The sequence below is a fragment of the Streptomyces sp. HUAS YS2 genome (assembly GCF_033343995.1).
Taxonomy (GTDB): domain Bacteria; phylum Actinomycetota; class Actinomycetes; order Streptomycetales; family Streptomycetaceae; genus Streptomyces; species Streptomyces solicathayae.
The window spans coordinates 4,350,089-4,368,491 of the sequence record NZ_CP137573.1; the positions used below are offsets into that span (position 1 = coordinate 4,350,089).

The following is an 18,403-nucleotide window of genomic DNA, read 5'->3' on the forward strand; positions in this document are numbered from 1 at the left end:
CTCCTGTCGTCGGGAGGCAACAGGAGAGACCGTAGCAGATAGTTTTGTTGCAGACTATCTTTTACGGAACGCCGCTCGGTCGCGGTGGGGCGCTAGGCCTTCTGGCGGGCCCGCCGGGCCGGGCGCGGGCTCTCCTCCGGGGTCTCCAGATGCCCGGTGACCAGCAGGTTCAGGGCGCGCGTGAGCGCCGCCCGGTCCTCCTCGGGCAGCGACGCGAGCGCGCTCCCGTGCACCCCGTCGACGATCTTCTGGCTCTGTTCGGCGACCTTCGCCCCCGCCTCGGTCACCGCGATGATCCGCGCCCGCCGGTCCGTGCTCGACGGCCGGCGCTCCGCGAGTCCCGCCTTCTCCAGGGCGTCGACGGTCACCACCATCGTCGTCTTGTCCATGTCGCCGATCTCGGCGAGCTGCGCCTGCGTGCGCTCCTCCTCCAGGGCGTGGACGAGGACGCAGTGCATGCGCGGGGTCAGCCCGATCTCCCCGAGCCGTGCCGCCATCTGCGTGCGCAGCACGTGGCTGGTGTGGTCGAGGAGGAACGACAGGTCCGGTTCGGTGCGGGTGGGTGCCATGGCTGTCATGCTTGCCAGGGTAACCAAAATCGATCCGTCACGGATTATCGGCAAGCAGATCTATTGGGTGGGGGCACGGGGCATGACCACGGGGAGCACGGGCGGCGCGGCGGAGCGGAGTGCGTGGCTCGCGGAGCGGTTCGAGGAGCAGCGGCCGAGGCTGCGGGCGGTGGCGTACCGGATGCTCGGCTCGCTCAGCGAGGCCGAGGACGCCGTCCAGGAGACCTGGCTGCGCGCCGAGCGCGCGGACACCGACGTCGTCGAGAACCTCGCCGGCTGGCTGACCACGGTCGCCGGACGGGTGTGCCTGAACATGCTGCGCTCGCGCGCGTCCCGCCGCGAGGACCCGATGGACGTGCGGATCCCCGACCCCGTCGTCGACCCGGCGGACGGTGTCGACCCCGAGCACGAGGCGCTGCTGGCCGACTCCGTCGGCCTCGCGCTGCTCGTCGTGCTCGACTCCCTCGCGCCCGCGGAGCGCCTCGCGTTCGTGCTGCACGACATGTTCGGGGTGCCGTTCGACGAGATCGCCCCGCTGATCGACAAGACCGCCGCCGCGACCCGCCAGCTCGCGAGCCGGGCCCGCCGCCGCGTGCAGGGCCGGTCCCCGGTCCCCGACCCCGATCACACCCGTCAGCGCGCGGCCGTCGACGCCTTCTTCGCGGCGGCTCGCGGCGGCGACCTGGAGGCCCTCGTCGCCGTGCTCGACCCGAACGTCGTGCTGCGCTCCGACGGCGGGGTCCTGCGCGCCCGCCACACCGTGGTGCTCCAGGGCGCCCGCACGGTGGCCTCCCAGGCCGTCACCTTCGGCAGCCTCTCCCCGTACGCCCGCCCGGCGCTGATCAACGGCACGGCCGGAGCCGTCGTGGTGGCCGACGACGGCCGGCGCATCTCGATCATGGCCTTCACGGTCACCGACGGCGCGATCACGGCCATCGACGTCGTGGCCGACCCGGAGCGGCTGCGCGAGCTGGACCTGAAGCCGGCCGGATTCTGAGTTCCGGCGGCCTCGTTCCGCCGGCTCCCGTTCCGCCGGCTTCCGCTCCGGCGTCGAAGCCGGGCCGCCGTCCGAGTAACTATTGCAAGCGGGTGCTTGCAATAGTTAGCGGAAGGCGGCATCATCGGCAGCATGGCATCGCTCAACGTCGGCAATCTCGGTGAGTACCTGCGCGAACAGCGGCGCAGCGCGCAGCTGTCGCTGCGTCAGCTCGCCGACGCCGCCGGGGTGTCCAATCCGTACCTGAGCCAGATCGAGCGCGGGCTGCGCAAGCCCAGCGCCGAGGTGCTGCAACAGGTCGCCAAGGCGCTGCGGATCTCCGCCGAGACGCTGTACGTGCGGGCGGGGATCCTCGACGAGACGGAGCGGGAGGAGCTGGAGACGCGCGCCGTCATCCTGGCCGATCCCTCGATCAACGAGCGGCAGAAGCAGGTGCTGCTCCAGATCTACGACTCCTTCCGCAAGGAGAACGCCGCCGAGGCCGCAGCCGCTGCTGCCGACGCGCCGGCCGGCGCGCCCGGCACCGCCCCCGATGCCGACCGACCTTCGACGTCCTAGCTCACGTCCACGTGCACCGCGGACACGCGAACATCCGTACATCCGGGAGGACCAACCGTCATGGCCATCATCGAAGAGCTGCGTACCCCTCTCTACTTCGCCGCCGGCACCGCCGACCTCGCCGTCCAGCAGGCCCGCAAGGTGCCCGGCCTGATCGAGCAGCTCGCCGCCGAGGCGCCGGCCCGGATCGACGCCGTGCGCAAGACCGACCCCAAGGCCGTGCAGGAGAAGGTCGCCGCGCAGGCCAAGGAGGCCCAGGCGACCGTCCAGGCGAAGTTCACCGAGGTCGTCGGCACCCTCGACACCGACCTGAAGAAGCTCGGCGAGCAGGCCCAGGACCTCGCCCTGCGCGGGGTCGGCGTGGCCGCCGAGTACGCGGTGAAGGCCCGGGAGAAGTACGAGGAGGTCGCCGCGCACGGCGAGGAGGCCGTCAAGGCCTGGCGCGGCGAGGCCGCCGAGGAGATCACCGAGATCGCCGTCGTCGTCGAGCCGCGGACGGAGCCCGAGGCCGCGCCGAAGTCCGAGACCGGGACGAAGGCGGCCCCCAAGTCCGACGCCAAGGCCGAGGCGAAGCCGGCGGCGCGCAAGGCCGCCGTCCGCAAGGCCCCCGCCAAGAAGACCACGGCGTCCACCGAGAAGTAGTCCGCGGGAGCAATCAGAGTGCCCCGCACGTTGTAGGGGTACCTTGGCCGCGAGGCGCATTCCCACTCACGAGGCGGTAGCAGATGTTCAGCACGGGCTTCGGTTCCTTCTTCTGGAACTTCGACTCGATCCTCTGGCTGGTCATCGGTCTGGTCATGCTCGGCTTCGCCGTGGTCGCCTTCCTGTTCGCCGCCATGGCGCGCGAGGACGCCTACCGCGCGGCCGACAAGCAGACGAAGAAGTTCTGGCTGATCCTGCTGGGCATCAACCTGCTCCTGAACCTGGTGCTGCCGATGCTCTTCCTGCAGATCGCCGGACTCATCGCGGCCATCGTCTTCATGGTCGACGTCCGGCCCGCCATCCGGCAGGTCTCGGGCGGCGGCGGCCGGCGCGGCGGTTCCAGCAGCGACGGCCCGTACGGCCCCTACAACGGCGGCCGCTAGCCAGAAGAGCAGAAGGGCCCGGACGGCTTGCTCCCGTCCGGGCCCTTCGTCGTCCGTACGCGCCTACCGCCGGCGGTCCAGCAGCAGCACCGCCACGTCGTCCGTCAGCTCGCCGCCGTTCAGCGACCGGACCTCCGTGACCGCCGCCTCGAGGAGCGCCTCGCCCCTCAGGCCCTCCGCCAGCTGCCGGTTGATCATGTCGACCATCCCGTCCTGGCCGAGCCGTGGCGAACCGGGCCCCGCCGAGCGGCCCTCGATCAGGCCGTCCGTGTACATCATCAGGCTCCACGAGGCGCCCAGCTCCACCTGGCGGCGCGGCCAGCGGGCCCGCGGCAGCAGGCCGAGCGCCGGGCCGCTGTCCTCGTACGGCAGCAGCTGCGCCGCGCGCCCGTGCCGGGCGATCAGCGGCGAGGGGTGGCCGGCCAGGCAGAGGCCCGCCCGCCGCCCGTCCGGGGCGATGTCCACCGTGCAGAGCGTCGCGAAGATCTCCTCGCTCTCCCGCTCGTGCTCCAGGACCCGCTGGAGCGTCGAGAGGAGTTCGTCGCCGCACAGGCCCGCGAAGGTCAGCGCCCGCCACGCGATCCGCAGCTCCACGCCGAGCGCCGCCTCGTCCGGGCCGTGCCCGCAGACGTCGCCGATCATCGCGTGGACCGTGCCGTCGGGCGTGCGGACCGTGTCGTAGAAGTCGCCGCCGAGCAGCGCCCGGGACCGGCCGGGCCGGTAGCGGGCGGCGAACCGCAGCTCCGAGCCCTCGAGGAGCGGAGTGGGCAGCAGCCCGCGCTCCAGGCGGGCGTTCTCCTGCGCGCGCAGCCGGGACTCGGTCAGCTTCACCTGGACCGAGTCGGCGCGCTTGCGCTCCACCGCGTACCGGATCGCCCGGCTCAGCAGCCGGCCGTCGAGCTCCTCGCGGAACAGGTGGTCCTGCGCCCCGACCCGTACCGCCTCGGCGGCCAGCTCGGCGTCCGAGGACGCGGCGAGGGCCAGCACGGCGTGCCGCGGCGCGAGCCGCAGTACGTGGTGCAGCGGTGCGAGCGGGTCGTCGCCGGCGCCCGGGAGGGCGAGGTCGACGAGGACGCAGTGCACGTCGTCGGTGAGCAGCCGCTCCGCCTCGGTGAGGTTGCGGGCGGTGCGGATGCGCAGCCGGGGCCCGGCGCCGTCGAGCAGCTCGGGGACGGCGAAGGCGCCTGCCGGGTCGTCCTCGATCACCAGCAGCGTGAGATCGGTGCCAGTGGCTGTGCCGGCCTCCACGACGGGGGCCGCCGAAGTGGTCCTCTGTCGCGGTACGGGTACGGGCATCGTCCTGGTTTCCTTCCCTCCCCCCGAGGGCGCGGCGGGACGACGAACCGCGCCCCACCGACGGGGACCATAGCGGTACTGCGCGGTGCAGCGGAATGGCGATCACGCACTGAACACCGAAGAGCCGATGGCATATGCCGCGCATGGGGAGGTTGTTGCCCGCGGAGTCATGACGAACATCACGCCGGGGCTGTGGCGCGGGTCACCGGGGCGGCCTGTGGCGCCGGTCACCGCTCCGGGCGGACGACTCCGAGGATCTCCATCGAGCCCGCGCCCGCCAGCGTGACGTTCCGTCCCGGGCGCGGCGCGTGCACGATCGCGCCGTTCCCGACGTACATGCCGATGTGGCTGGCGTCGCGGTAGTAGACGATCAGGTCGCCGGGCCGCATGTCCTTGATCTCCACGCGCGGCAGCAGCCGCCACTGCTCCTGCGAGGTGCGCGGGATGTTCCGGCCGGCCACGCCCCACGCCCGCTGGGTCAGCCCGGAGCAGTCGTAGGAGCCGGGCCCCTCGGCGCCCCAGATGTACGGCTTGCCGATCTGCGCCGTCGCGAACTCGACCGCCTTGCGGCCCTGCGGGGTCGCCGTGCCGTTCAGCTCCTTGAGGATCCCGGAGCTCAGCCAGGTCGTCTGCGACCGGTACTGGGCGTCCTCCTCCAGCTTGAGCAGCCGGGCCAACTCCTCGGCGGCCAGCGTGCTCTCCAGCTTCTTCGCCGCGGCGATCTTGTCGTTGATCTCCTTCTTCGCGTTGGCCTGCTTGACGCGGTTGGCCTCCAGCTTGGTCCAGTTGTCGCTGGCTTCCTTCGTATACGTCGTCAGTTCGGCCTGCGAGCGCGTGAGTTCGCCGAGGAGGTCCTTGGTGGCCTTCTGGCCCTCCTTGAGGCGGCCGGCGTTGTCGAGGAAGAGCTGCGGGTCGTCGGTGAGGACGAGCTGGGCGCCCTCGGGCAGGCCGCCGTTGCGGTACTGCGCCCGGGCGGCGGCGCCGGCCTGGGTCTTGAGCTCCTCGATCTTCGCCTGGCCGGCCACGATCATCCGGGCCAGCTCCACGATCTCCGCGGACTGCCGCTTGGCCTGCTCCTCGGCCAGGTTGTACGCGTCGGTGGCGACGGCCGCCTTGCGGTACAGCGCGTCGATCTCCTTGCGGACCTCTTCGAGGGTCTTCTTCTGCGTCGCGGCCGGGGGCGGTTCGGGCGCGAGGGGCGCGGCGGGCGCCGCGTACGCGGGCAGGGCGAGCATCGGCGAGGCCAGCACCGTCAGGGCACTGACCACGGTGATCGCGGCGGTGGCGCAACGGCGTCGGTTCACTAGCTCCCCCAGCTGATTTACCGTCAGTAACTTGTGGTGACCTTGGTGATAGTGCCATGCGTCGGGGCAAAGCAACAGAGGAAACCCGGGCCCGTCGGGTCACTTCCCCCCACAGGGGACGACTGATCGAGGGAATCCGTTCCCTGTGCGAGAACTGAGGGGATCTCAGGGGGCGCAAGGGAGCTCGGAGGGGCTCAGAGGGGCTCGGAGGGCTCGGGAGGGGGCAGGGGTTCAGGGGGCGGACGGCGCGAGCGCCGGCCAGTCCACCGTCACCTCGCCCTGCCGCCACCGCCGCGGCCCGTCCCGCAGCGGCCAGTCCGCCGCCAGGTCCCGTACCGACCGCATCCAGCGCTGCCGCGCGCCCAGCGAGGCGTACGGGGCCGCCGCCGCCCACGCCCGGTCGAAGTCGCGGAGGAAAGCGTGCACCGGCTCGCCCGGCACATTGCGGTGGATGAGCGCCTTCGGCAGCCGCTCCGCCAGGTCCGAGGGACGGTCGAGCGAGCCGAGCCGGGTCGCGAAGGTCACCGTGCGCGGCCCCTCCGGCCCCAGCGCCACCCACACGTGCCGCCGCCCGATCTCGTCGCAGGTCCCCTCCACCAGCAGCCCCTCCGGGGCCAGCCGTGTGCACAGCCGCCGCCACACCGCGGCGACCTCCGCCTCGTCGTACTGGCGCAGCACGTTCGCGGCCCGGATCAGCGCGACCTCGCCCGGCACCGGGACCTCGAAGCCGCCGTGGACGAAGCTCAGGCCCTCGCGCTCGTACGGTCCGGCCGCCTCGACCCGGGCGGGGTCGATCTCGATGCCGACGACCCGGGTGCGCGGATCGGCGGTGCGCAGCCGGGTCTGCAGTTCGACGGCGGTCCAGGGCGCCGCCCCGTAGCCGAGGTCCACGGCCACCGGGGGCTCGGCGGAGCGGCGCAGGGCGGGGCCGTGCACGTCGGCGATCCAGCGGTCCATGCGCCGCAGACGATTGGGGTTGGTGGTCCCGCGGGTCGGGGTGCCGACGGGGCGGGTGGTGCGCGGGGCCATGGGACGAGCGTACGGGCCGCGCGGGGCCCGTCACGCAGGCCCCTGGGGGAGTGCCACACAGGCCCCATGGGTTGCGCCACGCCGGGTGTAGTGGGCAATGAATTGGCAAAGCAGAGCCCCCGGAGGAAATGAAAGACGTCATTCCGGTGTTGTGGCGCGTGGAGGACGTCCATGCGCCCTCCGGCAGTCATGCCCCATGCCCGTCGTGCCCCCGAGCGGAAGGACCGCCGACGTGAGCCAGTACGTGTCCCGGTTCGCCGGCACCCTGGCGGCGCCGCCCCGTCTCCGGCTCCCCGGCCGGCACCGGACCCCGCGCCGCATCGCCATGCTCAGCGTCCACACGTCCCCGCTGCACCAGCCGGGCACGGGGGACGCGGGCGGCATGAACGTGTACATCGTGGAGCTGGCCAAGCGGCTCGCCGCGATCAACATCGAGGTCGAGATCTTCACCCGGGCGACGGCCGGCGGGCTCGCGCCCGTCGTGGAGCTCGCCCCGGGCGTCCTGGTCCGGCACGTCGACGCCGGCCCGTACGAGGGCCTGGCGAAGGAGGAGCTGCCGGCCCAGCTGTGCGCCTTCACGCACGGCGTCATGCAGGCCTGGGCGGGGCATCGGCCCGGCCACTACGACCTCGTCCACTCGCACTACTGGCTCTCCGGCCACGTCGGCTGGCTGGCAGCCGAGCGGTGGGGCGTCCCGCTCGTGCACGCCATGCACACCATGGCCAAGGTCAAGAACGCGGCGCTCGCCGTGGGAGACACACCCGAGCCCGCGGCGCGGGTCATCGGCGAGACGCAGATCGTCGCCGCGGCGGACCGGCTGGTCGCCAACACGGCGGAGGAGGCGGACGAACTCGTCCGCTTCTACGAGGCCGACCCCGGCAAGGTCGCCGTCGTCCATCCCGGGGTGAACCTCGACCACTTCCGCCCCGCGGACGGCCGGGCCGCCGCCCGGGCCCGTCTCGGTCTTCCGGCGGACGCCTTCGTGCCCGTCTTCGCGGGCCGCATACAGCCCCTGAAGGCCCCCGACATCCTGCTGCGCGCCGCCGCCCAGCTGCTCGACCGCGACCCGTCGCTGCGTTCGCGGATGGTCGTCCCGGTGGTCGGCGGTCCCAGCGGCAGCGGTCTCGCCAAGCCGGAGGGCCTGCAGAAGCTCGCCGCGCGGCTCGGCATCGCGGACGTCGTACGGTTCCACCCGCCGGTCGGCCAGGACCGGCTCGCCGACTGGTTCCGCGCGGCGAGCGTCCTCGTGATGCCCTCGTACAGCGAGTCCTTCGGCCTGGTCGCCATCGAGGCGCAGGCGGCCGGCACGCCGGTCGTCGCGGCCGCGGTGGGCGGCCTGCCGGTGGCGGTACGGGACGACGTCACGGGCTTCCTGGTCCAGGGCCACGACCCGGCCGACTACGCCCGGGCGCTGGGCCGCTTCGCGGACGCGCCCGAGCTGACGGCGAAGATGGGCGCGGCGGCGGCCCGCCATGCGGGCTCGTTCGGCTGGGACACGGCGGCGTCCGGCACGGCCGACGTGTACACCGCGGCGATGCACGACCACCGGCTGCGCGAGCCTCGGCGTCGCGTACGCTCCCACCATGGCTGAGGGCGCTGAGCAGCAGGACGTACGGCGGATCGTCGAGGACACCTTCAAGGACGCAGAGCTCGAGTGGGAGTCCCCCGAGCCCGGCTCGTACGTGGTCAAACTCCCCGGCACCCGCAAGCTCTTCACGACGCTGTCGCTGAAGGTGGGCCGCCACTCGCTCTCGCTGAACGCGTTCGTCATCCGCCATCCGGACGAGAACGAGGCCGGCGTCCACCGCTGGCTGCTCGAGCGCAACCTCAAGCTGTACGGCGTGAGTTACGCGGTGGACTCGCTCGGCGACGTCTATCTGGCGGGCAAGCTCCCCCTCGCGGCCGTCAGCCCCGAGGAGCTGGACCGCCTCCTGGGGTCCGTCCTGGAGGCGGCGGACGGCGACTTCAACACCCTCCTGGAGTTGGGTTTCGCGTCGGCGATCCGCCGCGAGTACGACTGGCGGGTGTCCCGCGGCGAATCGACGCGCAACCTGGACGCGTTCACCCACCTGACGCAGAAGCGCTGACGCAGGCTGCGCGGAAGAAGGCCTAGGCGCCGACGGCGGCGTCCGACTCCTTCTCCTTCGCCTTCTCCACGTCCGCGGGAGCGGGGGCCGAGGCCGGCTCGGGGGCGTCCTCGTCCGAGAGCGCCTTGCGCAGCCGGGTCGTGTACCCGACCGCGGCGGCGCAGCCGATGACGGCGCAGGCGATCCAGAGCACGTCCGGTCCCGGCCCCTCGACGATCCAGCCCGCGCCGATGGGGGCGACGAAACCGGCCACGGACCAGGACATGCCCATGACGCCCTGATACCGGCCACGCGCGTGCTCGGGGGCGAGCCGGGCGGTGGCGGCGGCGTTGGTCGGGACGTGGACCATCTCGCCGATCGTCCAGACGACCACGGTCGCGGCGAAGGCGACGACGGAGGAGCCGGCGAGCGCGGTGGCGCCGGTGCCGACCGCGAAGAGCAGCGAGGAGACGGTCAGCAGCATGGCCGCCGAGCGCTTGTCGGTGACCTTGTTGACCAGCAGCTGGAAGCCGACGATGACGACACCGTTGACGGCGATGACCACGCCGTACGAGGAGGGGGACAGACCCTCCTGCGCCATGGTGAGCGGCAGGCCGATCCAGGGGGCGGTGAAGACGAGGCAGACGAACAGGTTGAGCAGCACGAGGGTGCGGAAGGGCGCGTCCTTGAGCACGTCGAGAACGCTGATCTTCTGCTCGGCGACGGCCTCGCCGGAGGTGTCGACCGCGGCCTCGGGTCGGGTCTCGGGCAGGCGGAGGAAGACGATGAGCGCGCACAGGCTGGTGGCGACGGCGTCGACGACGAACAGGGTCCGGTAGCCGAGGACGGCGGCCACGCCGCCGCCGATGGCGGCGATGGCGAAGCCGAGGTTGAGGGCCCAGTAGTTGAGGGAGTACGCCCTGCGGACGTCGTGCTCGGGGACCATGTCCGCGATCGTCGCGTTGATGGACGGCCGGACCGCCTGCATCGCGACGCCCATCAGCAGGACCACGGTGGCGATGGCCCAGGCGCCGGAGACGAACGCCAGCGCCAGCGCGCAGGAGGCGGCCCCGAGGTGCATCGTCACCATCGTGGGGCGGCGGCCCCAGCGGTCGGTGAGGAAACCGCCGAGCGGTGAGCCCGCGACGCCGCCGAGACCGTGCAGGGCGACGACGAGTCCGGCGAACCACGCGGAGTGGCCCAGTTCCTGCGTCAGGTACAGGGACAGGAAGGTGAGGACGAACGCGCCCGTGCGGTTGACGAGGGTGGAGAGCCAGAGCCACCAGAAGCCGCCGGGTAGACCGGAGACGGTGGCGGCGGCTGATCGTCTGAGCGAGGCGATGGACATGCGTGGGGGTCCCCCGTGTCAGTAAGCGTCCCAAGCGGTGGTCGTAACTTACGCGCGGGGCGTGCCGGGCCGCCACCGAATTGACGCCAGGCGTCAATCGTCCGCGCCTCGGGCGCCGGGCGCGGGGCGTGTCGGGCGTCGATTAACCTCGTACGCATGGCCGACGCACCGTACAAGCTGATCCTCCTCCGCCACGGCGAGAGCGAATGGAACGCGAAGAACCTGTTCACCGGCTGGGTGGACGTCAACCTCACCGAGAAGGGCGAGAAGGAGGCGGTCCGCGGCGGTGAGCTGCTGAAGGACGCCGGCCTGCTGCCCGACGTGCTGCACACCTCGCTCCAGAAGCGCGCCATCCGCACGGCGCAGCTCGCCCTGGAGGCGGCCGACCGCCACTGGATCCCGGTCCACCGCTCGTGGCGCCTGAACGAGCGCCACTACGGCGCGCTGCAGGGCAAGGACAAGGCGCAGACCCTCGCCGAGTTCGGCGAGGAGCAGTTCATGCTGTGGCGCCGCTCGTACGACACCCCGCCGCCGCCGCTCGCCGACGACAGCGAGTACTCCCAGGCCGACGACGCCCGCTACGCGTCGATCCCGCCGGAGCTGCGCCCGCGGACGGAGTGCCTGAAGGACGTCGTCGAGCGCATGCTGCCGTACTGGTACGACGGCATCGTCCCGGACCTGCTGGCCGGCCGCACGGTCCTGGTCGCGGCCCACGGCAACAGCCTGCGCGCCCTGGTCAAGCACCTCGACGGCATCTCGGACGCCGACATCGCGGGCCTGAACATCCCCACGGGCATCCCGCTGTCCTACGAGCTCGACGAGAACTTCAAGCCCCTCAACCCCGGCGGCACCTACCTCGACCCGGAGGCCGCCGCGGCCGCCATCGAGGCCGTCAAGAACCAGGGCAAGAAGAAGTAACCCACGTGATCATGCCCCCTACGTGCGGCTTCTCCGCCGGTAGGGGGCTGATTCGTTTCTAGTACGGGCCGAACAGGTCGCTCTGGATCGTGTACTGGCCGCTGATGAGCCGGAACTGGTCGGAGACGAGGTACGCGGGCCCGGCTCCGTGGTCGAGCGAACAGGTCTGCTGGTACCGGCCGGCCACCGGAGCGTGGATGGTGCACTTCCAGGCGTACCAACCCGCGGCCAGGTAGATCTGCCTGCTTGCGGTGGTCGCGCCCTCGCTCAGGACGGCCGAGGACCAGGAGTAGTTGCCCGCGGCCAGATAGATGCTCCGGTTCATCGAGGCGGCCGATCCGGCCGTCGGCGACCCGGTCAGGTACAGCGACCGCGACAGCGTCGCCCAGCCGGCGTCGGCGGCACTCGACGGTGAGACGCTCACGGTGAACGCGGCCACCGTGGCGACGAGGACCGCCAGCGAGCGCGAGAGGAAGCGTCGCCGGAGCACTTGCTTGTACGTAGTCAAATCCCAACCCCCATAGGTCACATGAGGCACGCGTGCCTCACCCCTCCCAATGATCGGTGGAGTGTACTGACCGCTCGGGGGCAGGCGCAGGCGGATATTCGCGGGCGTCCGCCGCGGGTGATCGTCTAGCGTGCGGGCAATGAGTGCCACCGGACTGCGTCTCGCGACGATCACCCCCGCCAACGTCGACGCCGCGCTCGCGCTGAGCGTGCACCCCCATCAGAAGGACAACGTCGCGCCCGTGGCGACCTCGCTCGCCGAGGCGTACGCGTTCGGGGAGACCGCCTGGCCGCGGCTGATCCTCGACGGGGACGAGATCGTCGGCTTCCTGATGGCCTTCATCGACATCCACTGGGACGGCGACGCCGCCGACGTACGGCGCAGCGGACTGTGGCGGCTGAACATCGGCGCCGCCCACCAGGGCAAGGGGTACGGGAAGTTCGCCGTCGAGGCCGTGCGCGAGGAGCTGCGGCGGCGCGGGACGTCGAAGCTGTACGTGTCCTGGCACCAGGGCGAGCACGGCCCCGGGGACTTCTACCGCCGGCTCGGCTTCGAGGAGACCGGCGAACTCGCGGGCGACCAGGCCGTCGGCGTCCTCACCGTGTGAGGGACGCGACGGCGGGGGCGGACCGTCGTCCCGCCCCCGCCCACCGCGCTAACCGCAGCAGCCGCCGCACTGGCACGGCGCGCCCGACTGGCAGCCGCAGCCGCAGCCCGAGCCGCAGCCGCACGCGCCCAGAACGGGCAGGAACACCACCTCGCGCGGGGCGTCCTGCGGCGAATCGTTCGTCGTGACGGGGGATTCGGCCATGGGGTCCCTCCTCCAAGGCGTGGGTCGCCTTCCTCCCCATTGCATGCCCACCCGACACGGCGCATCAACGGCGCACAGGGTTACGCACCGCACCGCGCAGCGATCACGCGCCCTCGACCGGAGCGTCCGTCAGCCGTCGTCGTTCGTCCGGGGTGAGGTCGGTGCGCGAGCGCAGCGCCGTCAGGACGAGTTCGGTCTTCTCCGGGTCGGGATGGTCGGCGAGCCAGCCGAGGGCCAGCGAGACGGCCTGCCGGGCGTCCGGCGCACCGAGGTCGGTACGGGTGAGCAGGGGGGCGAGGACGTACCGGGCCCGTGCGGTGGCGGCGTGGTCGCCGTCGCCGAGCCAGGCGAACGCGATGGTGACGGTCCTCCTGGCGTCGGCGGCGGTGAGGTCGGCGCGGGACAGGAGCGCCCTCAGGAGGAGGGGCGCACCGGGAATCATCGCGTGGTCGTCGAGCCAGGCGAGCGCCATGGAGAGGGCTCGCTGCGCCTGGTCGGCGGTGACCTCGGTGCGGGTGAGCAGCGGGGCGAGGACGAACCGGGACCGTGCGGTCGACCCGTACCGGTCGAGCCACGCGAAGCCGGCGGCGACGGCACGCTTCGCGTCGCCCGCCGTGAGGTCGGTGCGGCCCAGCAGCGGGCGCAGGACATGGCCGGCGCCGGAAGCGTCGGGGTGGCGGTCGAGCCAGGCGAGGGCGCGGGGGGCGGCCTGCCCGGTCTCCGCGGGCGTGAGATCGGTGCGGCCCAGCAGCGGCGTGAGGATGTGCCCCGCGTAGGAGCTGGTGGCGTGCTCCTCCAGGTGGGCAAGGGCGTGCGCCGCCGCGCGCCGCGCGTCGTCGGGGCCGAGGTCGGTGCGGCCGAGCAGCGGCTTGAGGACGTATCCGGCGGTGGGCGCGGCGGCGTGCCGGTCGAGCCAGACGAGCGCATGGGAGACGGCCGACTGGGCGTCCTCGGGTGCGAGATCGGGGCGGGCGAGCAGCGGTTCGAGCACGTACCGGGTCTCCGCCGCGGTCACGTGTTCGTCGAGCCAGACGACGGCCGTGCCGATGCAGCGCTTCGCCTGCTCGGGCGCGAGGTCGGGGCGGGCGAGCAGGGGCTCGATGACGAAGCGGGCCTCCGGCCTGGCCGCGTGCTGGGCCAGCCAGCTCAGGGCCGTGGTAACGGAGTGCTGGGCGTCGTCAAATGCCAGGTCGGCGCGAGCGAGCAGGGGTTTGAGGACGAAGCGGGCCTCCGCCCTGGCCGCGTGAGGGCCGAACCAGGCGAGGGCCATGGAGATCGCGCGCCGTGCGTCCGCGGAGCCGGATTCGGCACGGACGAGCAGCGGTCCGAGGATGTGTCCGGCGGTGGCGGCGGTGCCGTGCTCGTCGAGCCAGGTGAGAGCTGCGGTCGCCGACCGCCGGGCGTCCTCGGAGCTGAGGTCGGCACGGCCCAGCAGCGGGTCGAGGACGTGTGCGGCGCTGGGGGTCGTGCCGTGCAGGTCGAGCCAGGCGAAGGCCGTCGCGGTCGAGAGCCGCGCCTCTTGCGGGCCGAGACCGCTGCCGGCCAGCAGCGGCTTGAGGACGAAGCGGGCCTCCGGTGTGACCGCGTGATCGCCGAACCAGGTGAAGGCGGCGCTGACGGCCCGGCCCAGCTGGTCGACGGTGAGATCGCTCCTGGAGAGCAGCGAATCCAGGACGAACGTAGCTCTCGGAACGGTGCCTTGGTGGTGGAGCCAGGCCAGGGTCACGGTCACCAACCGCTGGGCGTGCCCGGCGCCCAGGTCGGTGCGCTTCAGCAGCGGGGCGAGAAGGTATCCGGCATGGGGATGGCCCACCTGCTCGTTGAGCCAGTCGAACTGCGCCGACAGGGACCGCAGAGCCTCCTCGGCGCCGAAGCCGTCGCGCGCCTCCAGGGCCTCGAGGACGAAGCGGGCCTGCGCCGTATCGGCGTGGTCAGCGAGCCAGGCCAGGGTGGCGGACAGCACGCGCCGAGCATCACCGGGCGTGAGATCGGGACGTTCGAGCAGCCGGCCGAGGACGTGTCCGGCGTCCACGGTGGCCGCGTGGAGATCGAGCCACCCGAAGGCGTCGGCGAGCGACTGCTGCGCCTGGTCCGGGCTCAGGTCGGTACGAGAGAGCAGGCCGTTGAGGACGTATCCCGCGTCCAGGGTCGTGGCGTACGAGCGGAGCCAGGCGAGCGTCACACGGAGTGCGCGCCGGGCGTCGCGAGCCGACAGGTCAGTGCGCAGGAGCAGGGGTTTGAGCACGTACCCCGCGTCGCCGTCGGCGTGGTGGTCGAGCCAGCTGAACGCGACGCGGAGCGTGTGCCGGAGGTGGTCGGGATCGAGGTCGGCGCGGGTGAGCAGCGGGCCGACGATGAAGCAGGCGACAGGATCGCTGACGTGGTGGTCGAGCCAGACCAGGGCGGCGGCAGCCGATCGGCGGCGGCCGGTCCCGGGGAGCTCGGCCAGGCCGAGCACACGCCGCAGGACGTACGACGCCTTCTCCACGGCGGCGTGGTGGTCGAGCCAGTCCACGGCGGCGTGTCGTACACGCAGGATGTCCTCGGGCGGCAGATCGGTGCGTACGAGCAGCCGGCCGAGGATGTACTCGGCCTCGACAGCGGTGGCGTGCCGGTCGAGCCAGCCCAGACTGGCGCGCAGCGTCCGCTCGGCGTCCTCGGCGCCCAGGTCGAAGCGCCCCAGCAGACGGGCGAGGACCGACTCGGCGTCGACCGTGCCGGCGTGGTGGTCGAGCCAGTCCATGGCGGCGCGCTGCACCCGCCGGATGTGGTCGTCAGGCAGGTCGGGGCGGGCGACCAGGGAGCGCAGGACGTACCGGGCCTGCGCCGAGGTGGCGTGGGCGTCGAGCCAGTCGAGGCCGGTCCGGAGGACTCGCTCGTCGTCCTCGGGGGCCATGTCCATGCGGGCCAGCAGGGGGCCGAGGGCGAGATAGGCGCGGTCGGTGGTCACATGGTGGTCGAGCCAGGCGAGAGCGCCGCGCAGCGCGTCCGCGAGGGTCTGAGGATCCAGGTCCCTGCGGGAGAGCAGCGGCCGGAGGACGTATCCGCCGCCAGGGACGGTGGCGTTGCGGTCGAGCCAGTCGAGGGCGGTGGGAAGGACCCGCCGGACGTCGTCGGGGCCCAGGTCTCCGCGCGAGAGGAAGACGCTGAGGACGAATCCGGCGCTGGGGGTGGCGGAGTGCCGGTCGAGCCAGGCGAGCGCCGCGGACAGGACCCGCCGCGTGTCGAAGGGGCTCAGGTCGGTACGGGCGAGCAGCGGCCTCAGGACGTATCCGGCCTCCGCAGTGGTGCTGTGCCGGTTGAGCCAGGCGAGGGTGGACGTGACGGCCTGTTGCACGGCGTCGGCCGGTACGTCCGTACGGCTGAGCAGGGGGCCCGCGACGTAACTGGCCGGGCCCGTCAGCCCGTAGGCCGTGAGCCAGTCGAGTGCGGCGGGGACGAGGTACCGGGCCCCGTCGCCGGGGAGATGGCGCAGGCCGCGGTGAAGGACGTGCCGGGCGTCGAAACTGCCGCCGAAGTCGGTGAGCCAGGGGCTCACGACCTGATCCCAGGACGCGACGGCTGCGTCGGACCACGGCGGCCCGGAGCAGATCGCGCCGAGCGCGTAGCTGCCCACGTCGGAGTTGTGGCGCATGAGGCCGCCGATGGCGGCCGCCTGTGCGGTGAACCAGTCGTGGAGCACGGGGGTGACCGCCGACGCCCGGTCGCTGAGGGCGAGGTCGTTGACGAGGCGGCCGAGGTTGCCGGAGAAGCGCCCGATGGTGCGGGCGCCGGTGAGACAGCCGGCAAGCAGGGCCTGGGTTCCGGCGACGTCCGGAGTGTCGGTCGGCTCGGGGAGCATGACCGATTCCATGAGCTGGTCGGCGACGATGTCGTGCGCGACCGACAGCCCGTCGTTCCGCGCCTCCAGCCAGCCCAGCGACACGAGCGTCGCCACGACGCCCTCGGCCGGCGGTACGTCCCCGGTCGCCCCGGCCAGGGCGGCGTGGGCGCTCGCCACCACCTCGGTGTGGTCCTGCGGGCAGGCCGCCGCGGCGGCGGCGGCGGCCACCAGGCCGTGCGAGGCACGTGCGGGGGTGAGGCTGTTCGGGCGGCGGCCAGGCACGGTGAGGCCGTCCTCGCCCAGCCGCTTCAGCAGCCACGCTGGCAGTTCGCCGCCGGACCGCAGGCCGACGTCCTCGGGCAGGGAGAGCCCCGCCTTGTACCGGCGTTCGATCTCCTGGGCCACGAGCAGGGCGACGATCGGACGGTTGCCGCTGACCTCGAGCATCCGCTCCGTACCCAGCTCACGGATGGCGGTGGGCGCCAGTGTCTCCAGGGCGTTCCGGGTGACGAGCTGCTGGAATTCCTCGTCCTGCCGCAGTCGCACCTCGTCGAAGAGCTCGTACACCAGCGCGCGATCGGCTTCCAGCAGCCAGCCGGGTCGCACCGTGGCGAGTAGGACCATGAGTACGTTGTGACGGCGCGCCTCGGGGAGCAACTGGTGCCGCAGGGCCTGCAGGTCGAGGTTGGTCTCGTTGAGATCGATTACCACCAGCGCGGCGCCGGGCTCCGCGAAGGCCCGCTCGGCGATCTCGTCGACGATCTGATCGGCCGTCGACTCGCCACGGTTCCGCGGTACGACGTGCAGCACCCGCCAGCCCTGGTCGAGGGCGAGCCGCCCCACTTCGAGGGCGGTACGCGTCTTCCCCGTACCCGCCGCGCCGACCAGGAGCACGCCGCGCTCCGCCGACGTCACCAGCCGGGTCAGCAGCTTGGCCGGAGCGGTGTCGTGATCGCTGCCCGGCGACACGAAGGGCATGCGGTCCGGGGTGAGGTTCTTCTCGAAGTCGCCGAAGCCCTCGACGAGTTCCTGCTGGGAGACCACCAGCCGCAGTCGGCGTCCCGGCTCGCGACCGGGCAGCTCCACGTCGACCGGGTGGGTCGGCACGAAGTTCTCACCGAGCACGCGGCGGAACTCCGGGTCGTCGAATGCCTTGGCGACGGGCTCGGCCTCGGTGTTGCCGGTTCCGGCGGCGGGCAGCCGCTGGGCCTGCACTCCGACGAGCACGCCGCCGGGGGCGAACAGGGCCATGCCCGACGCGCCCTTCCAGGAGTCCGTTCCGTCGGCCGCCCTCTCGTTGGGCGGGGCGGTCGTCATGGTCAGATGCAGCAGCCCCGACTTCATGTTGGAGCCGAGCTGGACGGATCCGTCGAACTGGAAGCTGTCGCGCCGGTCCCACCCCTGGAACCGTTCCGAGGCGGCGCGCTGCGCGAACCTGGGGAAGCCGATCCCGGTGACCGGCACGCTGCCCACGCCGTCCGGCAGGCGGCCCAGGAAGATGCCCGGCGCCGGGCCGAGATGCGACGGCACGGCGTCGAGTAGCAGCAGCGCCAGATCCTGTCCGTGCGCCGACTGCCATACGCGCGTGGCCGGGACCTCGACCTTGTCGAGGCCGATCATCACGGTGCAGGCGCCGGGGGCGGCGAGCAGATGGCCCGCAGTGAGGATCAACCGGCTGCTGATCCGGTAGCCCGACCCGTAATCGAGGTCCGACCCCTGCCGAATGACGACCTGGGCCACCCGGTTCTTGTCCACGGGACTCATTCAGGGTTCAGCCGGCGGAGAAGAGGTCCGAGACGTCGTCGCCGGTCAGCACCGGCTCGCCGGTGGCGGTCTCGGCGGCCAGGCTCAGCCGGACGGTGTGGGTCTCCGCCGCCTTGGCGGTGCCCTTGGCGCCGAGCGAGACCACCCAGAACTTCATCCCGGCGTTGGCCTCCGCGCTCTTCTCGACGGCGACCTGCAGTTCGAGGTCGATCGAGTCGATCCGGAACCGCACGTCCTGACCGGCGGCGTCGAGGCGGGCACGGCCGATCTCCGAGCGGAGCGACTTCAGCAGATCGGCGAGTTCGATGTCCATGCGGTCCCCCCGAG

The 18,403-nt window shown here is 72.4% G+C and carries 17 protein-coding genes; 8 read left to right on the top strand and 9 right to left on the bottom strand.

What is annotated here, in order from left to right; all coding sequences use genetic code 11:
* Positions 1 to 92: 92 nt before the first annotated feature.
* The gene (locus tag R2D22_RS20080) at positions 93 to 578 is read right to left on the bottom strand and encodes a MarR family winged helix-turn-helix transcriptional regulator (RefSeq protein ID WP_318105475.1); all 486 of its coding nucleotides are present in this window, start codon (positions 576 to 578) and stop codon (positions 93 to 95) included.
* A gap of 73 nt (positions 579 to 651) precedes the next feature.
* On the opposite strand from R2D22_RS20080, the gene sigJ reads away from it, so the two are divergent.
* The 4 genes from sigJ to R2D22_RS20100 all read left to right on the top strand — a co-directional run bounded on the left by sigJ (position 652) and on the right by R2D22_RS20100 (position 3,209).
* The gene (sigJ, locus tag R2D22_RS20085; protein WP_318105477.1) at positions 652 to 1,566 is read left to right on the top strand and encodes an RNA polymerase sigma factor SigJ; all 915 of its coding nucleotides are present in this window, start codon (positions 652 to 654) and stop codon (positions 1,564 to 1,566) included.
* Between the two features lie 132 nt (positions 1,567 to 1,698).
* Positions 1,699 to 2,124, top strand: coding sequence for a helix-turn-helix domain-containing protein (locus tag R2D22_RS20090; RefSeq protein WP_318105479.1), 426 nt, complete (start codon positions 1,699 to 1,701; stop codon positions 2,122 to 2,124).
* Between the two features lie 60 nt (positions 2,125 to 2,184).
* Positions 2,185 to 2,766, top strand: coding sequence for a hypothetical protein (locus R2D22_RS20095; RefSeq protein WP_318105481.1), 582 nt, complete (start codon positions 2,185 to 2,187; stop codon positions 2,764 to 2,766).
* Positions 2,767 to 2,849: 83 nt separating this feature from the next.
* Positions 2,850 to 3,209 carry a DUF2516 family protein gene (locus R2D22_RS20100; protein WP_318105484.1) on the top strand — a complete coding sequence of 120 codons (360 nt, stop codon included), beginning with the start codon at positions 2,850 to 2,852 and terminating at the stop codon, positions 3,207 to 3,209.
* Positions 3,210 to 3,272: 63 nt separating this feature from the next.
* Here R2D22_RS20100 and R2D22_RS20105 read toward each other — a convergent pair whose 3' ends face one another.
* The 3 genes from R2D22_RS20105 to R2D22_RS20115 all read right to left on the bottom strand — a co-directional run bounded on the left by R2D22_RS20105 (position 3,273) and on the right by R2D22_RS20115 (position 6,838).
* The gene (locus R2D22_RS20105; protein WP_318105487.1) at positions 3,273 to 4,505 is read right to left on the bottom strand and encodes a PP2C family protein-serine/threonine phosphatase; all 1,233 of its coding nucleotides are present in this window, start codon (positions 4,503 to 4,505) and stop codon (positions 3,273 to 3,275) included.
* Positions 4,506 to 4,732: 227 nt separating this feature from the next.
* Positions 4,733 to 5,809, bottom strand: coding sequence for a C40 family peptidase (locus tag R2D22_RS20110; protein WP_318105490.1), 1,077 nt, complete (start codon positions 5,807 to 5,809; stop codon positions 4,733 to 4,735).
* Between the two features lie 231 nt (positions 5,810 to 6,040).
* A complete protein-coding gene (locus R2D22_RS20115; RefSeq protein WP_318105492.1) occupies positions 6,041 to 6,838 on the bottom strand; it encodes a class I SAM-dependent methyltransferase in 798 nt (265 codons plus the stop codon).
* 232 nt (positions 6,839 to 7,070) lie between these two features.
* Here R2D22_RS20115 and mshA point away from each other — a divergent pair, with 232 nt between their 5' ends.
* Both mshA and R2D22_RS20125 read left to right on the top strand, forming a co-directional pair.
* The gene (gene mshA, locus R2D22_RS20120) at positions 7,071 to 8,429 is read left to right on the top strand and encodes a D-inositol-3-phosphate glycosyltransferase (protein ID WP_318105494.1); all 1,359 of its coding nucleotides are present in this window, start codon (positions 7,071 to 7,073) and stop codon (positions 8,427 to 8,429) included.
* A complete protein-coding gene (locus R2D22_RS20125; RefSeq protein ID WP_318105496.1) occupies positions 8,422 to 8,925 on the top strand; it encodes a type III secretion system chaperone family protein in 504 nt (167 codons plus the stop codon). Before mshA ends, R2D22_RS20125 begins: the two co-directional genes overlap by 8 nt.
* 22 nt (positions 8,926 to 8,947) lie before the next feature.
* On the opposite strand, the gene R2D22_RS20130 is transcribed toward R2D22_RS20125, so the two are convergent.
* Entirely contained in the window at positions 8,948 to 10,252 is a 1,305-nt protein-coding gene (locus tag R2D22_RS20130; RefSeq protein WP_318105498.1) for an MDR family MFS transporter, read from the bottom strand.
* Between the two features lie 156 nt (positions 10,253 to 10,408).
* On the opposite strand from R2D22_RS20130, the gene R2D22_RS20135 reads away from it, so the two are divergent.
* Positions 10,409 to 11,170: a phosphoglyceromutase gene (locus tag R2D22_RS20135; RefSeq protein ID WP_318105501.1), complete on the top strand. Its 762-nt coding sequence runs from the start codon at positions 10,409 to 10,411 to the stop codon at positions 11,168 to 11,170.
* Positions 11,171 to 11,228: 58 nt separating this feature from the next.
* Here R2D22_RS20135 and R2D22_RS20140 read toward each other — a convergent pair whose 3' ends face one another.
* Positions 11,229 to 11,660: a hypothetical protein gene (locus R2D22_RS20140; protein ID WP_318105503.1), complete on the bottom strand. Its 432-nt coding sequence runs from the start codon at positions 11,658 to 11,660 to the stop codon at positions 11,229 to 11,231.
* Between the two features lie 157 nt (positions 11,661 to 11,817).
* Between R2D22_RS20140 and R2D22_RS20145 the strand changes: the two genes are divergently transcribed.
* A complete protein-coding gene (locus R2D22_RS20145) occupies positions 11,818 to 12,285 on the top strand; it encodes a GNAT family N-acetyltransferase (protein ID WP_318105505.1) in 468 nt (155 codons plus the stop codon).
* Between the two features lie 48 nt (positions 12,286 to 12,333).
* On the opposite strand, the gene R2D22_RS20150 is transcribed toward R2D22_RS20145, so the two are convergent.
* From R2D22_RS20150 to R2D22_RS20160, 3 genes are all read right to left on the bottom strand, one after another.
* On the bottom strand, positions 12,334 to 12,489 hold the full coding sequence (locus R2D22_RS20150; RefSeq protein WP_318105506.1) for a hypothetical protein: 156 nt from the start codon (positions 12,487 to 12,489) through the stop codon (positions 12,334 to 12,336).
* Between the two features lie 103 nt (positions 12,490 to 12,592).
* Entirely contained in the window at positions 12,593 to 18,067 is a 5,475-nt protein-coding gene (locus R2D22_RS20155) for a trypsin-like peptidase domain-containing protein (RefSeq protein ID WP_318105508.1), read from the bottom strand.
* Between the two features lie 16 nt (positions 18,068 to 18,083).
* Entirely contained in the window at positions 18,084 to 18,389 is a 306-nt protein-coding gene (locus tag R2D22_RS20160; RefSeq protein ID WP_318105510.1) for a trypco2 family protein, read from the bottom strand.
* Positions 18,390 to 18,403: the final 14 nt, after the last annotated feature.